The following is an 18073-nucleotide window of genomic DNA, read 5'->3' as shown; positions in this document are numbered from 1 at the left end:
GCCCCGCCCGTGCGGCACCTCGGGCCGGACCCCACTCACCCGGGTAGCACAACAGTGAAGGAACAACGGTGTTCAGATTCATCCTCCGGCGGCTGCTCTCGGGCGCCGTCCTGCTCTTCCTCATCTCCACCATCGCGTTCTCCCTGCTCTACATCGGCGGCGGTGACATCGCCCGCCGCATCCTCGGCCAGATGGCCACCCCCGAGACCGTGGTGCAGAAGACCGAGGAGCTCGGCCTCAACCGGCCGCTCTACGAGCAGTACTTCTCCTGGCTCACCGGCGCCGTGCAGGGTGACCTGGGCGAGTCCTGGTTCACCGGCCAACTGGTCACCGAGGGCATCACCTCCCGCCTGGCCGTCACCCTCTCCCTGGTGATCGGGGCGATCATCCTCATCGCCGTCATCGCCGTGATCCTCGGCGTCTGGGCCGCCATCCGCGGCGGCTGGGCCGACAAGGTCGTGCAGGCCGTTTCCATCCTCGGCTTCGCCATCCCCGGCTTCCTCATCGCCCTGGGCCTGGTGACCCTGTTCGCCCTCAACCTCAAGTGGTTCAAGCCCACCGGGTACACCGCGTTCGCCGATTCGCCCAGCGGATGGGCCGCCAGCGTCACCCTGCCCATCATCGCGCTGGCTATCGGCGGCATCGCAGGCGTCGCCCAGCAGGTGCGCGGAAGCGTCGTCGACGCGCTCCGCCAGGACTACGTACGAACCCTGCGCTCCCGCGGCCTCTCCTTCAACCGGGTCGTCTTCAAGCACGTGCTCCGCAACGCCGGCGGCCCCGCCCTGGCCGTGCTGGCCGTGCAGTTCGTCGGCCTCCTCGGCGGCGCCGTGATCGTGGAACAGATCTTCGCGATCCCCGGCCTCGGCCAGGTGTCCGTGCAGGCCACCACCCAGGGCGACATCCCCATGGTGATGGGCTTGGTCGTGGCCACCGCCGCGATCGTCGTCATCGTCAACCTGCTCATCGACCTGCTCCAGGGCTGGCTGAACCCGAAGGTGCGTCTCTCATGATCGACCTCACCCCCACCGTGCTGGCCCCGGCGCTGCCCCGCGCCGCCCGCCGTTCGCTCTTCAACCGGCTGCTGCGCAACCCCGTGGGCCTGGGCACCATGCTCTTCCTGGCCCTGCTCGTGCTCAGTGCGGTCTTCGCCCCGCTGCTCGCGCCGCACGACCCCAACTCCTCGTCGATCCAGGACGTGCTCGGCGGCCCCGCCGACGGGCATCCGCTCGGCTTCGACAGCTCCGGCCGCGACGTGTTCTCCAGGCTGATCTTCGCCGGCCGGTTCAGCCTCGCCGGCGCCGCCCTCGCTCTGATCATCGCCCTGGTCATCGGTGTCACCGGTGGCCTCATCGCCGGCTATTACGGCAAATGGTTCGACTCGGTCTCGTCCTGGCTCACCGGCCTGCTGATGGCGCTGCCCGGCATCGTCGTGCTGCTGGCCGCCCGCTCGGTGCTCGGCCCGTCGATGTGGCTGTCGATGATGATCTTCGGCGTGCTGCTCTCGCCGGCGTTCTTCAGGCTGGTCTACGCCTCGGTCACCGCTGTGCGCAACGAACTGTACGTGGACGCCGCCAGGGTCGCCGGCCTCGGCGACAGCCGCATCATCGGCAAGCACATCCTCACCGTGGTGCGCGCCCCCGTCATCATCCAGTCCGCCATGGTGCTCGGCATCGCCATCGCCATTCAGGCCGGGCTGGACTTCCTGGGCCTCGGCGACCAGTCCATCCCCACCTGGGGCACCATGCTCAACGACGGGTTCCGCCAGATCTACAAGGAACCGATGCTGATCCTCTGGCCCAGCGCCGTGATCGCGCTCACCTGTGTGGCGCTGACCCTGCTCGCCAACGCGATGCGCGATGAGCTCGAGCGCAGCGGTAAGGCCAAGCGCCGCCGCCGGCCGCCGCTGCGCCCCGCCGACGTGAACAAGACCGCCGCGGTGTTCCACGCCGAGGACCTCTCCTCCTCCGGCCGCACCGGCGAGGTGCTGCTGGAGGTGCAGGACCTCGCGATCGGCTACGACCAGCCGGACGGCACCGTGAAGACCGTCGTGCACGACGTGTCGCTCACCGTGCGCCGCGGCGAGGTGCACGGCCTGATCGGCGAATCCGGCTCGGGCAAGACCCAGACCGCATGGTCGATCCTGCGCCTGCTGCCCGACGGCGGCAGGGTCACCGGCGGGTCGATCTTCTTCGAGGGCTCCGACCTTGCCCTGGCCTCCGAGAAGGAGATGACCAAGATCCGCGGCAAGAAGATCGCGTACATCCCGCAGGAGCCGATGTCCAACCTCGACTCCGCCTTCACGATCGGCAGCCAGCTGGTCGAACCGATGCGGGTGTGCCTGGGCCTGTCGAAGAAGGACGCCACGAAACGGGCCCTCGAACTGCTGGCCCGGGTGGGCATCCCCAACCCCGAGCGCACCTTCGCCGCCTACCCGCACGAGGTCTCCGGCGGCATGGCCCAGCGGGTGCTCATCGCCGGCGCCGTCTCCTGCGACCCCGACCTGCTCATCGCCGACGAACCCACCACGGCGCTGGACGTGACCGTGCAGGCCGAGGTGCTCGACCTGCTGCGCGAACTGCAGAGCGAATTGAACATGGGCGTGGTGCTCGTCACGCACAACTTCGGCGTCGTCGCCGACCTGTGCGACCGGGTGAGTGTGATGCGCGACGGCCGGGTGATCGAAACCGGACCGGTACGGGCCATCTTCAACGAGGCGAAGCATCCGTACACCCAGTCGCTGCTCGCGGCGATCCTCGAAGACGGCGAAGCCCGCGGCGACCTCGACGAGGGCAACTCCGCCCGGGCCGCCGCTACCGCGCTGACCACCCCCAGTATCTCCGACACCATTGGAGCGCAGTCATGACCGAGCTTCTGCTCGACGTGCAGAACGTCGTCGTCGAATACCCGATCAAGGGGTTCCGCAAGGAGCCGTTCCAGGCCCTCAAGGGTGTCTCCCTCGACATCCGCCCCGGCGAGACCGTGGGCCTGGTCGGCGAGTCCGGGTCGGGCAAGACCACCCTGGGCCGTGCGGTCCTGGGCCTGGCCCCGGTCACCGGCGGGCAGATCGTCTACCGTGGCCAGGACATCGCGCACCTGGGCCGCCGGGAGCGCAAGGCGCTCTCCAGCGAGATCCAGGTGGTCTTCCAGGACCCGTACACCTCGTTGAACCCGAGCCTGACGATCGAGCAGATCCTGGTGGAGCCGCTCACCGTGCGGAAGGTGGCCAAGAAGGATGCCTCCAAGCGCGTGCTCGACCTGCTCGACCAGGTGGGCCTGCCCAGCAACGCCGCCGACCGGCTGCCCCGGGAGTTCTCCGGCGGGCAACGGCAGCGCATCGCCATCGCCCGCGCCCTGGCGCTGGACCCGCGGCTGATCGTCTGCGACGAACCGGTCTCGGCCCTTGACCTCTCCACCCAGGCCCGGGTGCTTGACCTGTTCAAGGAGATCCAAGAGCGCACCGGGGTGGCCTACCTCTTCGTCTCGCACGACCTCGCCGTGGTGCGGCACCTCAGCCACCGGGTCGCCGTGATGTACCACGGCGAGATCGTGGAGTGGGGCGCCGGCGACCAGGTCACCAGCGACCCCGTGCACCCGTACACACAGAAGCTGTTCCTGGCCGCGCCGGTGCCCGACCCCGACCGGCAGGAGCAGCGCCGGGCCGTGCGGCAGCGGCTGGTGCTCGAGCAGGAGCGGGCCGACGCCCAGGCCGGGGCGGCCTGATGAGCCCCGACGCCGTGCCGGCCTTCGACGGCATCCGCTTCGGCGCCGCGTATTACCACGAGTACCAGCCGAGCCCCCGGTTGGACACCGACCTCGACCTGATGCAGGAGGCCGGCTTCACGGTCATCCGGGTCGGCGAATCGGTGTGGTCCACCTGGGAGCCCGAACCCGGCGTGTTCGACCTGGACTGGCTGCAGCCGGTGCTCGACGGCGCCCACGCGCGGGGGATCGGGGTCGTCCTCGGCACCCCCACCTACGCCATCCCGATGTGGATGAAGCGGCTGCACCCCGAGGTGGCCGGTGACTCGGCCACCGGCACGCCCAACCACTGGGGCATGCGGCAGGAGATGGACTTCACCAACCCGACGTTCCTTTTCTATGCCGAGCGCATCATCCGCAAAATCATCGCCCGCTACGCCGACCACCCCGCGGTGATCGGCTTCCAGGTGGACAACGAGCCCGGCATCCGGCTGCTGTACAACGAGGGTGTGTTCCAGCGGTTCACCGACGACCTGCGGCACACCTACGGCGACGTGGAGACCCTCAACCGCGAGTGGGGTCTGGTCTACTGGTCGCACAAACTCTCCACCTGGGCCGACCTCTGGCGGCCGGACGGCAACTTCCAGCCGCAGTACGACCTGGCCTGGCGCCGATTCCAGGCCACTTTGGTCACCGAGTACATCGGCTGGCAGGCCGACATCGTGCGCGAGTACGCGGGGCCACAGCAGTTCGTCACCACCTGCATCTCCTACGACCAGCTCGGTGTCGAAGACGTGAACCTGTCGGCGAACCTCGACATCGCCAGCGGCAACGCCTACTACGAGGGGGAGGGGTCGCTGGCGCATCCGTCGACCGACGAGAGAAGCGCCGACTGGATCGTGAAGGGCACCTGGGCGCTGTACCACCTGGCCGACGTGATGTACTCGTCCAAGCAGGGCCCGTTCCTGGTCACCGAGACCAACGCCTCGTCGATCGGGTTCTCCCAGCTCAACTTCTCGCCCTACGACGGGCAGTGGCGCCAGGCCGCCTGGGCCCTGGTGTCCCGCGGCGCAAGCATGATCGAGTACTGGCACTGGCACACCCTGCATTTCGGTGCCGAAACCTACTGGGGTGGCGTGCTGCCGCACAGCCAGAAGCCCGGCCGCGCCTACCGGGAGATCGCCCGGCTCGGCCAGGAACTCCAGGCGGCCGGCGCCGTCGTGGCCCGCGCCCGGCCCGACTACGACGTGGCGGTGCTCTACGACTCCGACAGCAAGTTCGCGCTGTCGGCGCAGGCCCCGTTCTCCGCGCCCGGGCAATACTTCGACCCGGACTCCTACCGCCGCATCATCGCCTCGTTTGTGCGGGGTGCGTTCGATGCCGGCCTGCAGTCGCGCCTGGTGCGGCCGCAACAGATCTTCCCCGGTCGTGCCACGGCCGGGGTTGACCAACTCGAAAACGGCGACGCGGCCGAGTTCGCGCTCGCCTACCCGGTGCTGATCGCGCCGGCGTTCTTCACCGCCGCGGATGCCGAGCTCGACTGGCTCGACGCCTATGCCGCCGCGGGTGGCCACCTGGTGCTCGGCCCGCGTTCGGCCTACGCCGACCGGGAGGGCCGCGCTCGCCACGAGGTGCAACCGGCCCGGCTGGCCGAGGCGGCCGGCGCCTGGTACGACGAGTTCGCCACCCTGCCAGAACCGGTCACGGTGACGGATGCCGGCGCCGGGCTGAACCTCCGGCCCGGCTCCGCCGCCACCGCCTGGCTCGACGGGCTCACCCTCGACGGCGCGACGGCACTGGTCGGGTACGAGCATCCGCACTTCGGCCGGTGGCCGGCGGTGACCAGCCACGCCCACGGCGCAGGCACCGTCACCGTGGTGGGCACCGTACCCAACCAGGCGTTGGCGCACTCGTTGGCCGCCTGGCTGGTGCCCGCCCCGGTGGCCGGCTGGGCGAATCTGCCCGAGAGCGTCACCGTGACCAGCTCCAGCGCCCCCGACGGCTCGCGGGTCTACTTCGTGCACAACTGGTCGTGGACCCCGCAGACCCTCACCGCGCCCACCCAGCTGAGCGACCTGATCTCGGGCAGCGCCCACGACGACGGTGCCAGCCTGGAGCTGGGCGCCTGGGACGTGCGGGTGTTCACCGACAGCGCCGCCGAATAGACCTTTTTCTCACCCCTTTACTGGTTCCCTCACCCTCCGAGCCGATCCCCACGAAAGCGAATCGCACCATGACGATCACCACCACCGACACCGCTGTCACCGACCCGACCGACCCCACCGCAGCCCGCCTAGCGGCCCTGCTCGACCAGCTCACCCTGGCGGAGAAGGTGCTGCTGCTCACCGGCCGCGACTTCTGGACCACCGCGGCGATCGAGAAGATCGGCCTCCGCCGCATCCTGGTCTCGGACGGCCCCAGCGGCGTGCGCGGCGAGGTCTGGGACGAGCGCTCGCCGTCGCTGAACCTGCCGTCGTCCACGGCGCTCGGCGCCGCCTGGGACCCGTCGATCGCCCGCCGGTACGGCAACGTCGCCGCCGTCGAGGCCCGCCGCAAGGGCGTGGACGTGGTGCTCGGCCCGACCATCAACCTGCACCGCTCGCCGCTCGGCGGCCGGCACTTCGAGGCCTTCAGCGAAGACCCGATCCTCACCGCCAAGCTCGCCGCCGCGTATGTGGAGGGTGTGCAGGAGAACGGGGTGGGTGCCACCCCGAAGCACTACATCGCGAACGACTTCGAGACCGACAGATTCACCGCCGACGTCGTCGTGTCCGACCGGGCGCTCCGCGAGCTGTATCTGCTGGCGTTCGAGGAGGCCATCACCGACGCGCACGCCTGGCTGGTAATGAGCTCCTACAACTCCGTCAACGGCGCCACCGTCACCGAGAACGACCTGCTCGAGACCCCGCTGAACTCCGAATGGGGCTTCGACGGCGTCGTGATCAGCGACTGGACGGCAGTGCGCAGCGTGAACAGCGCGCGCTTCTCGCAAGACCTGGTCATGCCCGGACCGGCCGGCCCCTGGGGCGACGCCCTGGTCGCTGCCGTGACCGCCGGCGAGGTGGAGGAGAGCGCGATCGACCGCAAGGTGCTGCGCCTGCTCACCCTGGCCGCCCGGGTCGGCGCACTGGAGGGCTTCGAACCCGCTGTCGCCGCGCCGGTCGTCGTCGAAGACGGCATCCGGTTCGCCAAGGAGGCCGAGATCGCCGGCAGTGTGCTGGTACGGAACACCGATGAGCTGCCCTGGGCTGCTGACACGCTCACGAAGGTGGCCGTGATCGGGCACAACGCCCGGTTCGCCCGCACCCAGGGCGGCGGTAGCGCCACCGTGCTGCCGGAGCGCGTGATCACCCCCATCGACGGCCTCATCGCCGCCCTGCCGAACGCGGAGGTGACCTACTCGGTGGGCGCCGTGGTGCAGGAGGGGATCGCCGAACTGCCGCTGGCCACCATCGTCAACCCGCACACCGACGAGCCGGGCGCCCGGGTGCGCTTTCTGGACGCCGACGGCACCGAGCTGTTCGCCGAGGACCGCCGCGCCACCGCGCTGGTGTGGTTCGGCGGCGACGCCCCGATCTCGGCATCCGCGGTGCTCGAATTCAGCACCCGCTACACGCCCGAGGAAACCGGCGAAGTGCTGATCGGCTTCGCCGGCGCCGGCAACGGCCGCATCTTCGTGGACGGCGCCCTGCTGCACGAGGAGCACGTGATCCCGGAGGGCACCGACCTGGGCGCCGCGTTCCTGTCGCCGCCCTCGGCGTCGGTGGCCGTGCAGGTGACCGCCGGCGTGTCCCTCGACCTGGTTGTGGAGTACGACATCGACCCGGAGGGCGCCCTGATGGGAGCGTTGTCGATCACCATCGGCATCGAACCCGACCAGTCCAACCCGGATGAGCTCATCGCGGAGGCCGTGGCCGCCGCAGCCGCCGCCGACGTGGTGGTGCTCGTCGTGGGCACCAACTCCAAGGTGGAGTCGGAGGGCTACGACCGTTCCGACCTGGACCTGCCCGGCCGGCAGGACGACCTCGTGCGCGCCGTCGCCGCGGTCAACCCGCGCACCGTCGTGGTCGTCAACTCCGGCTCGCCGGTGCTGATGCCGTGGCGGGACGACGTGGCCGCGATCCTGCTCAGCTGGTTCGGCGGCCAGGAGTACGGCGACGCGGTCGCCGCGATGCTGCTCGGCGAGGCCGAGCCGGGCGGCCGCCTGCCCACGACCTGGCCGGCGACCCTCGAGGACGTGCCGGTGCTGGACGTCACCCCGGAGAACGGGATCGTGCGCTACGACGAGGGCATCCACATCGGCTACCGCGCCTGGTTGAAGGCGGGCACCGAACCGGCCTACGAATTCGGTCACGGGTTGGGCTACACGACCTGGTCGCTCGACGCTGTGACCGTGGACGACGCGTTGCCGGCCGCCGGCGTCGCCACCGTGACGGTGCGCCTGAGCAACACCGGGGCGCGCCCCGGCAAGCAGGTCGTGCAGGTCTACGCGTCCAGGGCCGACTCCACGATCGACCGTCCGGTGCGCTGGCTGGTGGGCTTCGCGCCCGTCGTCGCGGCGGCCGGCGAGAGCGTGAGCGTCGACATCCGGGTACCGGAGCGGGCGTTCGCCGACTGGCAGGACGGCTGGCACTACGAAACCGGCACCTACCTCTTCGAGGTGGGCACCAGCGTGAGCGAGCTGCCGCTGTCGGTCCCCGTCACCCTGAACTGAACGGCGACGTCATGACCAACTGGCCCAACCCCCTCATCGCCGGGTTCTACCCTGACCCCAGCGTGGTCAAGGTCGGCACCGACTACTACCTCGCCACCTCCACCTTCGAGTACCTGCCCGGTATCCCGGTCTTCCACAGCACCGACCTGGTCACCTGGACCCAGCTCGGCCACGTGGTGGAGCGCCCCGGCCAGCTGGCGTCGGCGCACGTGCCCACGCTCGGCGGCGCCTGGGCGCCCACCATCCGGCACCGCGACGGTGTGTTCTATGTGGTCGTGACGGATGCGATGGGCCGCGGCATGCTCATCTTCAGCGCCACCGACCCGGCCGGGCCGTGGAGCGACGGCACCCTCATCGACGGGGTGCACGGCATCGACACCGACCTCGCCTGGGACGAGGACGGCCTGGCGTACATCACCTACTCGGGCCTGGACGTCACCAGCGGCGAGGATCCCGGTAAGCACAAGGGCATCCTGCAGTTCACCGTGGACCTGGCCACCGGCATTCCGCTGTCGCAGCCGGTGTCGGTGTGGTCGGGCACCGGGCTGAAGTTCCCGGAGGCCCCGCACCTGTACCAGCACGGCGAGCACTGGTACCTGCTGATCGCCGAGGGCGGCACCGAGCGCGGCCACGGCATCAGCGTGGCCCGCGGCGACCACCCGTACGGACCGTTCACCGAGGGGGTCGCGGCCGGCGGACCGACCAACCCGATCCTCTCCGCCCGCAGCACCAGCCGGCCCATCCAGAACACCGGCCATGGCGACCTCGTCGAAACGCCCGACGGCGGCTGGGCCCTGGTGATGCTCGGCATGCGGCCCACCGGCATGACCCAGGCGTTCTCCGCGCTCGGCCGGGAGACCTTCATCACCAGTGCCCGGTGGGAGAACGGCTGGCTGGCCGCCGACCCGGTGCTGCTGAACCCCCGGCCCGGCGAAACCGTGTTCGCGGATGACTTCACCGGTGCGGCGCTTGCGCCGGAGTGGATCGGCGTGCGCCGCTACCCGGCCGAGCTGGCGACGCTCGCCGGCGGGGCTGCGGCGGGCAGGCTCGTCTTGACCGGCGAAGGCAGCACCCTCGATGCCGAGCAGCCCGTGCTGGTGGGGGTGCGGCAACAAAACCCCTGGTCGAGCACCTCGGTGCGGGTCGGCGGGGTCGCGGGCAGCGGAACCGGCCTCGGCGGGCTGGGGGTGCGCTACGACGAAGACCACCACTACGAGATCGAGGTGGGCAACGGCGTGGTCACGGCGCGCGCCTGCGTCGCGGGCATCCGTCAGGAGTGGACGGTGCCGCTGGCCCCGGCCCACGTCGTCGACGGTGCCGTGACGCTCGGCCTGGACACCGTGCCGCCGGATGCGTCGTCGATGTTGTCCGGCCTGACCAGCGACGTGGTGGTGCTCAGCGTCGGCTCGGGCGCCGACCGGGTGGAGCTGGCCCGGGTGGACGGCCGTTACCTCTCCCAGGAGACCGCGGCCTCGTTCACCGGCCGGGTGCTCTGCCTCTACGCGGTCACCGGCGAGGTCTCATTCGCCGCCTTCCGCTACGCCGGAACCGAATAACCCCTCCCGCGAACTGTGAGTTAAGCCCCGAAAACTCGCGTTTTTAGGTGCTTAGCTCACAGTTCGCGGGACTACGGGCGGGTATTGAGCTCGGCGAGGAGCTGCTGCACCCGGGCCACCCCGGCCGGCGGGAGCATGATCAGGCTCGTGCCGAGGGGCGAGTTGCTCTTCCAGCGGCCGCCCGTGGTCCAGCCCAGGCCGATGACGTAGCCGAGCTCCGCGAACAGCGCCTGCAGGGCGGATGCCGCCTCGGCGTCGTTGATGATCTCCGAGAGCGAGGTCTGCATGCCGAGCGGCGCCGGGGCGGTGGTCGCGACGAGCTCGGCGACATCCGTGACCCACTCGTGCGCGCCGGAGCCCACCTCCTCGGTCTCGGCCGCTCCCGGCAGCCGCACCACCGCGGTGGTATTCGGCGGCACCGACACGGCCAGCGCGAAGGTGCTGCCGGTCAGGGTCCAGTCCACCGTGACCGGGCCGTTCCCGCTGTCGAGCGATGCGGATGCGCTGGTGATGTCGCCGCCGAGCACGGGCTCGACCAGGGTGACCCGGGAGCCGGGCTCGGCCGGTGCGATACCGCCGATGGCGCGGTGCATCCAGTCGGCGACCGCGCCGAGCGCGTAGTGGTTGAACGAGGTCATCTCGCCGGGGTTGATGCTGCCGTCCGGCAGTATGCTGTCCCAGCGTTCCCAGATGGTGGTGGCGCCCATCGACACCGGGTACAGCCACGACGGACAGCCCTCCTCGAGCAGCAGCCGGTACGCCACCTCGCTCTGGCCGCCCAGGCACAGGGCGTCGCAGATCAGCGGGGTGCCCACGAAGCCGGTGCCGATGCGGTAGCCGTGCGAGCGCACCAGCTCGGCCAGCCGGGTGCCGGCCTTCGCCACGAGCGCCGGGTCGGTGAGCAGGCCGAAGCCGATCGCCAGGGCGTAGGCGGTGTGCGCGTCGGAGAGCATCCGCCCGGCCGGGGTGACGTATTCGGCCACGAACGCGGCGCGGATGCCCTCGGCCAGCTGCGAATAACGGGCCGCGTCCTCGTCTCGGCCGAGCACCTCCGCCGCGGCGGCCAGCCGGCTGGTGGAGCGGAAGAAGTAGGCCGTCGCCACGATGTCGGGGTCGGTCTTGGCCGCGGCCGGGTTCTGGGGCGGGGCGCTCGGGTCGAGCCAGTCGCCGAACTGGAAGCCGCCGCTCCACAGGTGGTCCGGCCCGGCCAGGTCGTCGACCACATCCACCCAGGCGCGCATGCTCGGGTACTGGGTGGCCAACGCGGCCTCGTCGCCGTACCGTTCGAAGAGCGCATCCGGCACCAGGGTGCCCGCGTCACCCCACGCGGCGGCGGCCATCGGGGTCATCGGTAGCGGGTTGGGCACCACGAACGGCACCACCCCGCCGGCCCGGCGCTGGTCGGCGTCCACATCGCGCAGCCAGGAGCCGAGGAAACCTGACACGTCGTAGAGGTAGCTGGCAGTGGGCGCGAACACCTGGATGTCCCCGGTCCAGCCGAGTCGTTCGTCGCGCTGCGGGCAGTCGGTGGGCAGGCTGAGGAAGTTGCCGCGCATGCCCCAGAGCACGTTCTGGTGCAACTGGTTGAGCTTGGGGTTGCTGGTCTGCAGGTGCCCGGTGCGCACCATGTCGTTGTGCACGACCACCGCGCGGATGTCTTCCGGGCAGAGCTCGCCGGGCCAGCCGGTGACCTCGGCGTACCGGAAGCCGTGGAAGGTGAAGGCCGGGCTCCAGGTGCGGCGGCCGTCGCCGTCGCCGGTGAAGTGGTCGGTGGCCTCGGCGAAGCGCAGCGGCCGCACGCCCAGCTCGCCGTTCTCGAGCACCTCCGCGTGCCGTAGGGTCACGGCGTGCCCGGCGGGGGCATCGAGGCTGAGTTCGAGCCAGCCGACCAGGTTCTGGCCGAAGTCGAGCAGGGTCGCACCGCTCGGGCTGGTGGTCACCGACTGCACGGCCACGTACTCGATGCGGCGCACCGGCGGCGCGAACGACGGTGTGAGCCGGGCCGGGTTCGCCACGTCGGCGCCGAGCACAACGACGGGCAGCGGATGCGGAAACGCCGTGCCGGGATCGACCAGCGCGGCATCGGCCAGGCGGGCGTCGAAGCTCTCGCCGGGGTAGATGCCGGCCCGGGTGACCGGGCCGGTGCCGCTCGCGGTCCAGCGCTCGTCGGTGATGACGGTGTGCACTCGGCCATCGGCGTACTCGAGGCGCAGCTGCACCGAGAGCGCTCGCGGGCCGGGGTATCCCTGCTGGAAGTTGCCGTCGAAGCCGAAGCGCTCGCCGTACCAGCCGTCCGCGACGGTGGCGCCGAGCACATTCGCGCCTTCCCGCAGCAGCCCGGTGACGTCGTAGGACTGGAAGGTGAGCCTGTCGTCGTAGCTGGTCCAGCCGGGGGTGAGCACCTCGTCGCCGACGACCTGGCCGTTGACCACCGCCTGGTAGATACCGTGCGCGGTGGCCGACAGCACCGCGGAGACCAGGCCGGGTGCGGCGGTGAGCTCGGTGCGGAACCGGGTGGTGCCGCGGTCGTCGGCGTCGGACTCGGCGTCGGACTCGGACTCGGTGCCGGCCGGCGCGGCGGCGATGAACGGGGCGGCCCAGTCGGCGGGCGAGAGCGGCCCGGTGCCGAGCTCCAGCCAGGGGCTGAAACCCGAGACCGACCCGTCGGTGCCGGTCACCCGCACCCGCACGGCGGCAGACGCGTAGGCGCCGAGCGGCTCGGCCGGCCAGGGCTGGTGCTGCGAGTGCACGGTCTGCCGGCGCTCGGCCTGCACGGCCGACCCGACCCGCGTCTCGAGCTCGTAGGAGTGCTGTAGCCAGCCCGGCACATCCGTCTGCACCTGCCAGGACAGGGTGGGTGTGCCCGTTGCGAGAAAATCGGGCCGGCCACGGCCCTCGGCCCAGAGCGCGGAGACGACGACGGGGAACGCGGTGGCTTCAGGCATGAATCTCTCCATTGAGACGGTGGCGCAGGGCAGAACGAATGCGGGCAGCACGTGGTGGCCCGCCGGTCATTCTAAAACCATATAGTCATTCGGTATTCGGTTTCTAGTGGCTCTCACATTCTCGCCGCCCGCGATGTTCTCGCCGGCACAGGTTCGAACGCGTGCCGCCGCGCCGAGGCTGTGCAACGATGGGGAGACGGCAAGGCGCCGGCGAGATTCGCAACCGCCGGCCGGGCGCGGGGGTGCGTGATGGAAATCGTCCTGGGGGTGCTGCTGGTCGCGGTGGGATCCGTGCTGCTGACAAAATCCGCGATGATCGAGGCCAAGGCGAACCCCCTCGACAGATTCCCGCTGCTGGTCAGCCCTCCCATCCGCCCGCGACGAGCGAACCTGCTGCGCGGGCTCGGCGGAGGTCTGGTGGTGCTCGGACTCCTCACCTTCAGCCGGGAGATCGGCTATGCGGGCCTGCTCGCGATCATCCCCGCTTGGGTCGCCCCTGTCACGGTTATGCTGAGGCACAACCGGCTGGTGTCGGCCTAGCCTCCCCAGAACGGCCGGTGGACCATCGAGAGTGGAAACAGTGCCATGGATTCCCTGAGCGTTCCCGGCCCGCACGGTGACATTCCACTTCGCGTCTATCGCGCCACCGCCACGGAGGCCACGCTGCTGCCGGCGCTCGTCTGGGCGCACGGCGGCGGCTTCGCCTGGGGTGACCTCGACATGCCCGAGGCGCACTGGGTGTCCCAGCAGCTGGCGGCTCGAGGCATCACCGTGATCAGCGTCGACTACCGGCTGGCGCCGGTGTCGGCGGCCCTGACCGACAGCGAACCGGCCCGCCACGGGGTGCTTTTCCCGGTCGCCTCGGAGGAGGTCACTGTGGCCTACCGGTGGGCCGTCGAGCGCGCCGCCGACTACTCGATCGACCCGGACCGGGTGTCGCTCGGCGGGGCGAGCGCCGGGGCCAACCTCGCCGCGGGGGCATCGCTGCGCCTGCGGGATGCCGGCGGGGTCCAGCAGGCGTCGCTGCTGCTGGCCTACCCGCTCGTGCACGCCGTCCTGCCGGAACCGGCCGCCGAGCTTGGGCAGAAGATCGCTGCGCTGCCCGCCGACGCCCGGTTCGAGCCCGACGACGTGCGGGCCATGAACCTCAACTACGTGGGCGACGCCGCCACGCTGGACAACCCCTACGCGTTCCCCGGCGGTCACGACCTGGCCGGCCTGCCGCCCACCTTTGTGCTCAATTCGGAGCACGACAGCCTGCGCGCCTCCGGGCAGGCGTTCGCGGCCGAACTCGCGTTGGCCGGCGGCGACGTCGTGGTCTTCTGCGAACCGGACACCCGGCACGGCCACCTCAACGAGCCGGAGAACCCGGGCGCCCACGCCAGCATCCGGCGCATGGCCGCCTGGCTCGACGGTTCGAACAGGTTCGGCCCCGCCCAGTCCTAGGTTCAGGCTGGGGTGAGAAACGGCAGATCAGTCGGCTGGGCACATCGTCAGGGCACCGGCGGTAGCCCCGCGGCGATGGCCGTGAGCGCGGCGACGTGGATGCGCATGGCCGCGATTCCGGCGGCCGTGGCGGTGAGCCAGGTACGCGGCCGGTTTCCCACGTACCCCTTGCGCACGGCGAGGTAGCCTGCCGCGCTGAGGATGCTGATGGCCTTGCTCAGCGCCGAGTCGTCGGTCTCGAGCAGGTCGCGCAGCGTGGCGAAGTCGATCTCGACCTCGGGCCGGAGCGCGGCCATCACCGAGAAGCGCAGCGGCGTGAGCAAAGCGTCGTCGAGGTCGTGCCGGGGGTGGCGTGCCGCCATCAGGTCTCCCAGATGGGTGCGGGCCGGAACGCGGCGACCACCAGCGGCGCCGCGATGAGGATGCCGCCGACGTTGCTGACGATGTCGAGATCCCAGGTGGTGCGCGGCAGCACCACGGACAGGCTGAGCATCAGCAGGTAGGAGCAGCCGAAAGCGGCCCATTGGGTGCGACCCCAGTCTTCGGCGAGCCGGTCCAGACCGACGCGGGTGGTACGGGTGGCGAGCATCGCGAGGAAGAAGGCGCCGGCCGCGGCGATGCCGGCGACGCCGAACGGGGTGCCGGTCAACATGCCGATCGCGCCCAGCCACAGACCCAGGACGGCGGTGACGACGCGGCCGGTCGGGCTCAGCAGGGCTGACAACGACGGCTCGGGGCGCCGAACGCCGGCCCGTCTGGCCCGCAGCGCCGAACGAACCGCCAGAACGACCACGGGCACCGCGGAAATGCACGCGATCGTCAGGGCGAGCGGCCACGGCGTCGTCGGCACAATGAACGCCAGGCAGAGGAGGGTCAGAAGCGGGAGGATGCTGGCAAACGAGTAGCCGAACCGGCGCAGCCTGGACCGCGGCTGCAGGGGCTGGTACAGGCTCTGCGTGAGTCCGTCGGTCAGGGTGCTGGCGGCGAGGAACGCCGCGAGCACCAGGAACGGCACGCTGACCCCGTCCCTGGACGTGCGGGCGACTCCGCTGATGAGACCCGCCCCGGCGGCGCCGCCGATGCCGGAGAGGGCGAAGGCGAGGGAGTAGGTCAGAACGGCCACGGCCATCCAGGCATCGACGATGGCCCTGGTGCGGGCATCGATGGCCGCGCGAACCCGGTACCCGACCGCGTCGCTGGCCCGGAGCAGCGTGGCCGCGGCATCCGTGCCCGGTCGTGCGCTGTCGCCGCTGTGCTGGTCGCCGCTGTTCTGGTCGCTCATGAATCCCCCGATTGCCGCGGCTATCTTCGCCGCACTGTCAATCTAGCATCCACTTTCCAGTTCGCAAGTGGATGGCGCCGGGTGCTGAGCTGAATGCCACCGGTTGGCGCAGCCCGATGGCCGACTCGCGCTTCGCCAGCCAGGCGTCCAGCTCCGCCGCCGGGACCGGCCGAGACATATAGAAGCCCTGCGCCATGTCGCAGCCATAGCCGGCGAGCTCGGCGTACGCGACGCTGTTCTCGACTCCTTCGGCGACCATCCGCAGGCCGAGACTGTGCGCGAGGGCGATGGTTGAAGCCACCAGCGCGGCCGCGCGCGGATCGTCGGCCATCGGCATCACGAACGACTTATCCAGCTTCAGCTCGTCGATGGGCAGATCCCGCAGATACGCCAGCGAACTGTAGCCGGTGCCGAAATCGTCAACGGCGATCCGAACGCCCAGGGCCCGCAGCCTGGTGAGGATGGCATGTGCCCGGTCCCGGTCTGCCATCAGGAAGTCTTCGGTGATCTCGAGCACGAGAACGGATGGCGCCAGCCCGCGCGCCTCGACCATGTCACCGATCCGGTCGGGCAGGTCGACGTCGACGAGAGAGCTTGCCGACAGATTGACGGCCATGGACAGCTCGCGGCCGTCTTCCTGCCAGGCCTCGGCCTGGGCCAGGGCCTTCTCGAACACGATGTGAGTCAACGCCGGCATCAGCCCGGCCTCCTCGACGAGCCCGAGGAACGCATCCGGGTAGAGCAAGCCCCGTACCGGGTGGTTCCACCGCACGAGGGCCTCCACACCGCAGACGGTGTCGGTGGCGAGGTCGATCTTGGGCTGGTAGTGCAGCAGTAACTGGTCCTCGTGCAGAGCCGTGCGCAGCTCCGCCAGGGTGCGCAACCGCTCATCGCCGTGGCTGTCATCGTCGACGTACACGTGGTGCCCGGTGCGCGTGGACTTCGCCCGGTACATGGCCATGTCGGCCTTGCGCAGCAGAACTGTCAGGTCCTGGCCCTGCGAAGGGAACAGTGCGATCCCGATGCTGGCGCTGGCCTGCAGGGCGATGCCCGCCAGGGTGAACGGCTCGGTCAGTGCCGCGCGCAACTTCACGGCCACACTCTCGGCCTCGCCGACATCACATCCGTCGAGGTGGATGGCGAACTCGTCGCCGCCCAGCCGGGCCAGCAGATCCGTGTGGCGCAGTTGCACCGACAGACGATCGGTGACCTGCCTGAGCAGGCCGTCGCCGACGTCGTGACCGAGGCTGTCGTTGACCTCCTTGAACTTGTCGAGGTCCAGCACCAGCAGCGCGCTGTGGCGATCCCGGTCGGCGGCCAGCCGGGCAGGCACCTCGGCGTACAGCGCCCGCCGGTTGGGCAGGCCGGTGAGTTCGTCGGTCATGGCCTGGCGGCGCATGTCCGCGAGCCGGATCCGCTGCCGGAAGACCAGGGGAACAGCCGCCAGCACCAGCGTCAGGCTGGCCAGCCCCACCGCAAGCGGCGGGATCTCCACTTCGCTGGCCAGGACCAGCACGCCCAACGCCGCGGCCGTGGCCAACACCGGCACGGTCTGGGCGGGAATCGACCACGCGGGGTCGGCTCGGGTCTTGACCGTGCGGGCCGACCCGTCGATCCACCACGCGAGGAAGGCGAGGCCGACGGCCCAGCCCATGTCGAGGGGAGTGCCCACCAGATACAGGTCCGTGAGCTCCAGCAGGGCGTAGGCGACATCGGTGGCGGCAAACGTCATCAGGCCGAACACAAGCAGCAGCCACCTTGCACCCGCGTTCCGTCCCTGGGACGCCCCGATCCCGACGAAGGCGGCCACAAGAAGCAGGTCGCCCAGGGGATAGGCAACCGCGACCGCGGTGGCCAGCGACAGAGGCCGGTCGGCGACGGGGCCCAAGATGGGATTGAGCAGCACCGTCAGCACGGCCGCGGCGGCGACGCTGCCCAGAGCGCCGTCCAGGACTACAGGCCAGGCCATGTCCCGCGCTTTCCGGCTCACCATCACCACCAGCGAAGCCAGCATCAGGGGGTAGAAGCTGAGGAACCCCACGTCGGCCAGGGACGGATAGGGCAGCGTCACACTGAAGCCCGCCGCGAGCACGAAGTAGATGTTTCCGACTGCCCAGGAGGTCACCGCTGCCGCGGCGAGCACCAGTTCCAGCTGGCGAAACCGGGTGCGACGGAGTGCCCTCAGACACACGACAACTGGAACCACCATGGCGAGCAACCCCAGCCAGCCGTCCACCAGCGGGCTGAACTCCGCGTCGCTTCGGAGCATGATGGCCGCAAAGAACATCACCAGCAGGAGGGCCATGATCCAGATCGGCCACGAGTCCCACCGCCCAACCGGCCGTGCCTGGTCGCGCTGCCGCGCAGGTGTTCTCACCCCCATGGCGTCCCCCCAATGTCGTCTGTTCACGATAGCCGCTCGGGGACCTTC

12 protein-coding genes are annotated in these 18073 nt (G+C 70.3%); 8 read left to right on the top strand and 4 right to left on the bottom strand.

Annotated features, from left to right (window positions below):
- The first annotated feature begins 68 nt into the window (after positions 1–68).
- From E3T61_RS09605 to E3T61_RS09580, 6 genes are all read left to right on the top strand, one after another.
- Entirely contained in the window at positions 69–1010 is a 942-nt protein-coding gene (locus E3T61_RS09605) for an ABC transporter permease (protein ID WP_134640633.1), read from the top strand.
- Positions 1007–2863: a dipeptide/oligopeptide/nickel ABC transporter permease/ATP-binding protein gene (locus tag E3T61_RS09600; protein WP_134640632.1), complete on the top strand. Its 1857-nt coding sequence runs from the start codon at positions 1007–1009 to the stop codon at positions 2861–2863. Before E3T61_RS09605 ends, E3T61_RS09600 begins: the two co-directional genes overlap by 4 nt.
- Positions 2860–3720 (top strand): ATP-binding cassette domain-containing protein, encoded by an 861-nt coding sequence (locus E3T61_RS09595; RefSeq protein ID WP_134640631.1) that lies wholly within the window; start codon positions 2860–2862, stop codon positions 3718–3720. Before E3T61_RS09600 ends, E3T61_RS09595 begins: the two co-directional genes overlap by 4 nt.
- Positions 3720–5864, top strand: a complete 2145-nt coding sequence (locus E3T61_RS09590; RefSeq protein WP_134640630.1) for a beta-galactosidase — start codon at positions 3720–3722, stop codon at positions 5862–5864. Before E3T61_RS09595 ends, E3T61_RS09590 begins: the two co-directional genes overlap by 1 nt.
- Before the next feature lie 68 nt (positions 5865–5932).
- Positions 5933–8413, top strand: a complete 2481-nt coding sequence (locus tag E3T61_RS09585) for a beta-glucosidase family protein (protein WP_134640629.1) — start codon at positions 5933–5935, stop codon at positions 8411–8413.
- 11 nt (positions 8414–8424) lie between these two features.
- The gene (locus tag E3T61_RS09580; protein WP_134640628.1) at positions 8425–9969 is read left to right on the top strand and encodes a glycoside hydrolase family 43 protein; all 1545 of its coding nucleotides are present in this window, start codon (positions 8425–8427) and stop codon (positions 9967–9969) included.
- Between the two features lie 71 nt (positions 9970–10040).
- On the opposite strand, the gene E3T61_RS09575 is transcribed toward E3T61_RS09580, so the two are convergent.
- Positions 10041–12914, bottom strand: a complete 2874-nt coding sequence (locus E3T61_RS09575; protein ID WP_134640627.1) for an alpha-L-rhamnosidase — start codon at positions 12912–12914, stop codon at positions 10041–10043.
- Between the two features lie 249 nt (positions 12915–13163).
- On the opposite strand from E3T61_RS09575, the gene E3T61_RS09570 reads away from it, so the two are divergent.
- Together E3T61_RS09570 and E3T61_RS09565 are read left to right on the top strand one after the other, a co-directional pair.
- The gene (locus E3T61_RS09570) at positions 13164–13454 is read left to right on the top strand and encodes a hypothetical protein (protein WP_134640626.1); all 291 of its coding nucleotides are present in this window, start codon (positions 13164–13166) and stop codon (positions 13452–13454) included.
- A gap of 45 nt (positions 13455–13499) precedes the next feature.
- Positions 13500–14360: an alpha/beta hydrolase gene (locus tag E3T61_RS09565; protein WP_134640625.1), complete on the top strand. Its 861-nt coding sequence runs from the start codon at positions 13500–13502 to the stop codon at positions 14358–14360.
- Positions 14361–14407: 47 nt separating this feature from the next.
- Here the strand turns inward: E3T61_RS09565 and E3T61_RS09560 are convergent, their stop codons facing one another.
- The 3 genes from E3T61_RS09560 to E3T61_RS09550 are packed head-to-tail and all read right to left on the bottom strand — an operon-like array spanning position 14408 to position 17947.
- Positions 14408–14722 (bottom strand): transcriptional regulator, encoded by a 315-nt coding sequence (locus E3T61_RS09560; RefSeq protein WP_134640624.1) that lies wholly within the window; start codon positions 14720–14722, stop codon positions 14408–14410.
- Positions 14722–15642 carry a hypothetical protein gene (locus tag E3T61_RS09555; RefSeq protein WP_134640623.1) on the bottom strand — a complete coding sequence of 307 codons (921 nt, stop codon included), beginning with the start codon at positions 15640–15642 and terminating at the stop codon, positions 14722–14724. The genes E3T61_RS09560 and E3T61_RS09555 overlap by 1 nt, the downstream gene beginning before the upstream one ends.
- Before the next feature lie 37 nt (positions 15643–15679).
- Positions 15680–17947, bottom strand: a complete 2268-nt coding sequence (locus E3T61_RS09550; RefSeq protein WP_166793196.1) for a putative bifunctional diguanylate cyclase/phosphodiesterase — start codon at positions 17945–17947, stop codon at positions 15680–15682.
- Positions 17948–18073: the final 126 nt, after the last annotated feature.

The organism is Cryobacterium lactosi (assembly GCF_004403945.1).
GTDB lineage: Bacteria > Actinomycetota > Actinomycetes > Actinomycetales > Microbacteriaceae > Cryobacterium > Cryobacterium lactosi.
This window is presented reverse-complemented; position numbering and strand designations above follow the sequence as displayed.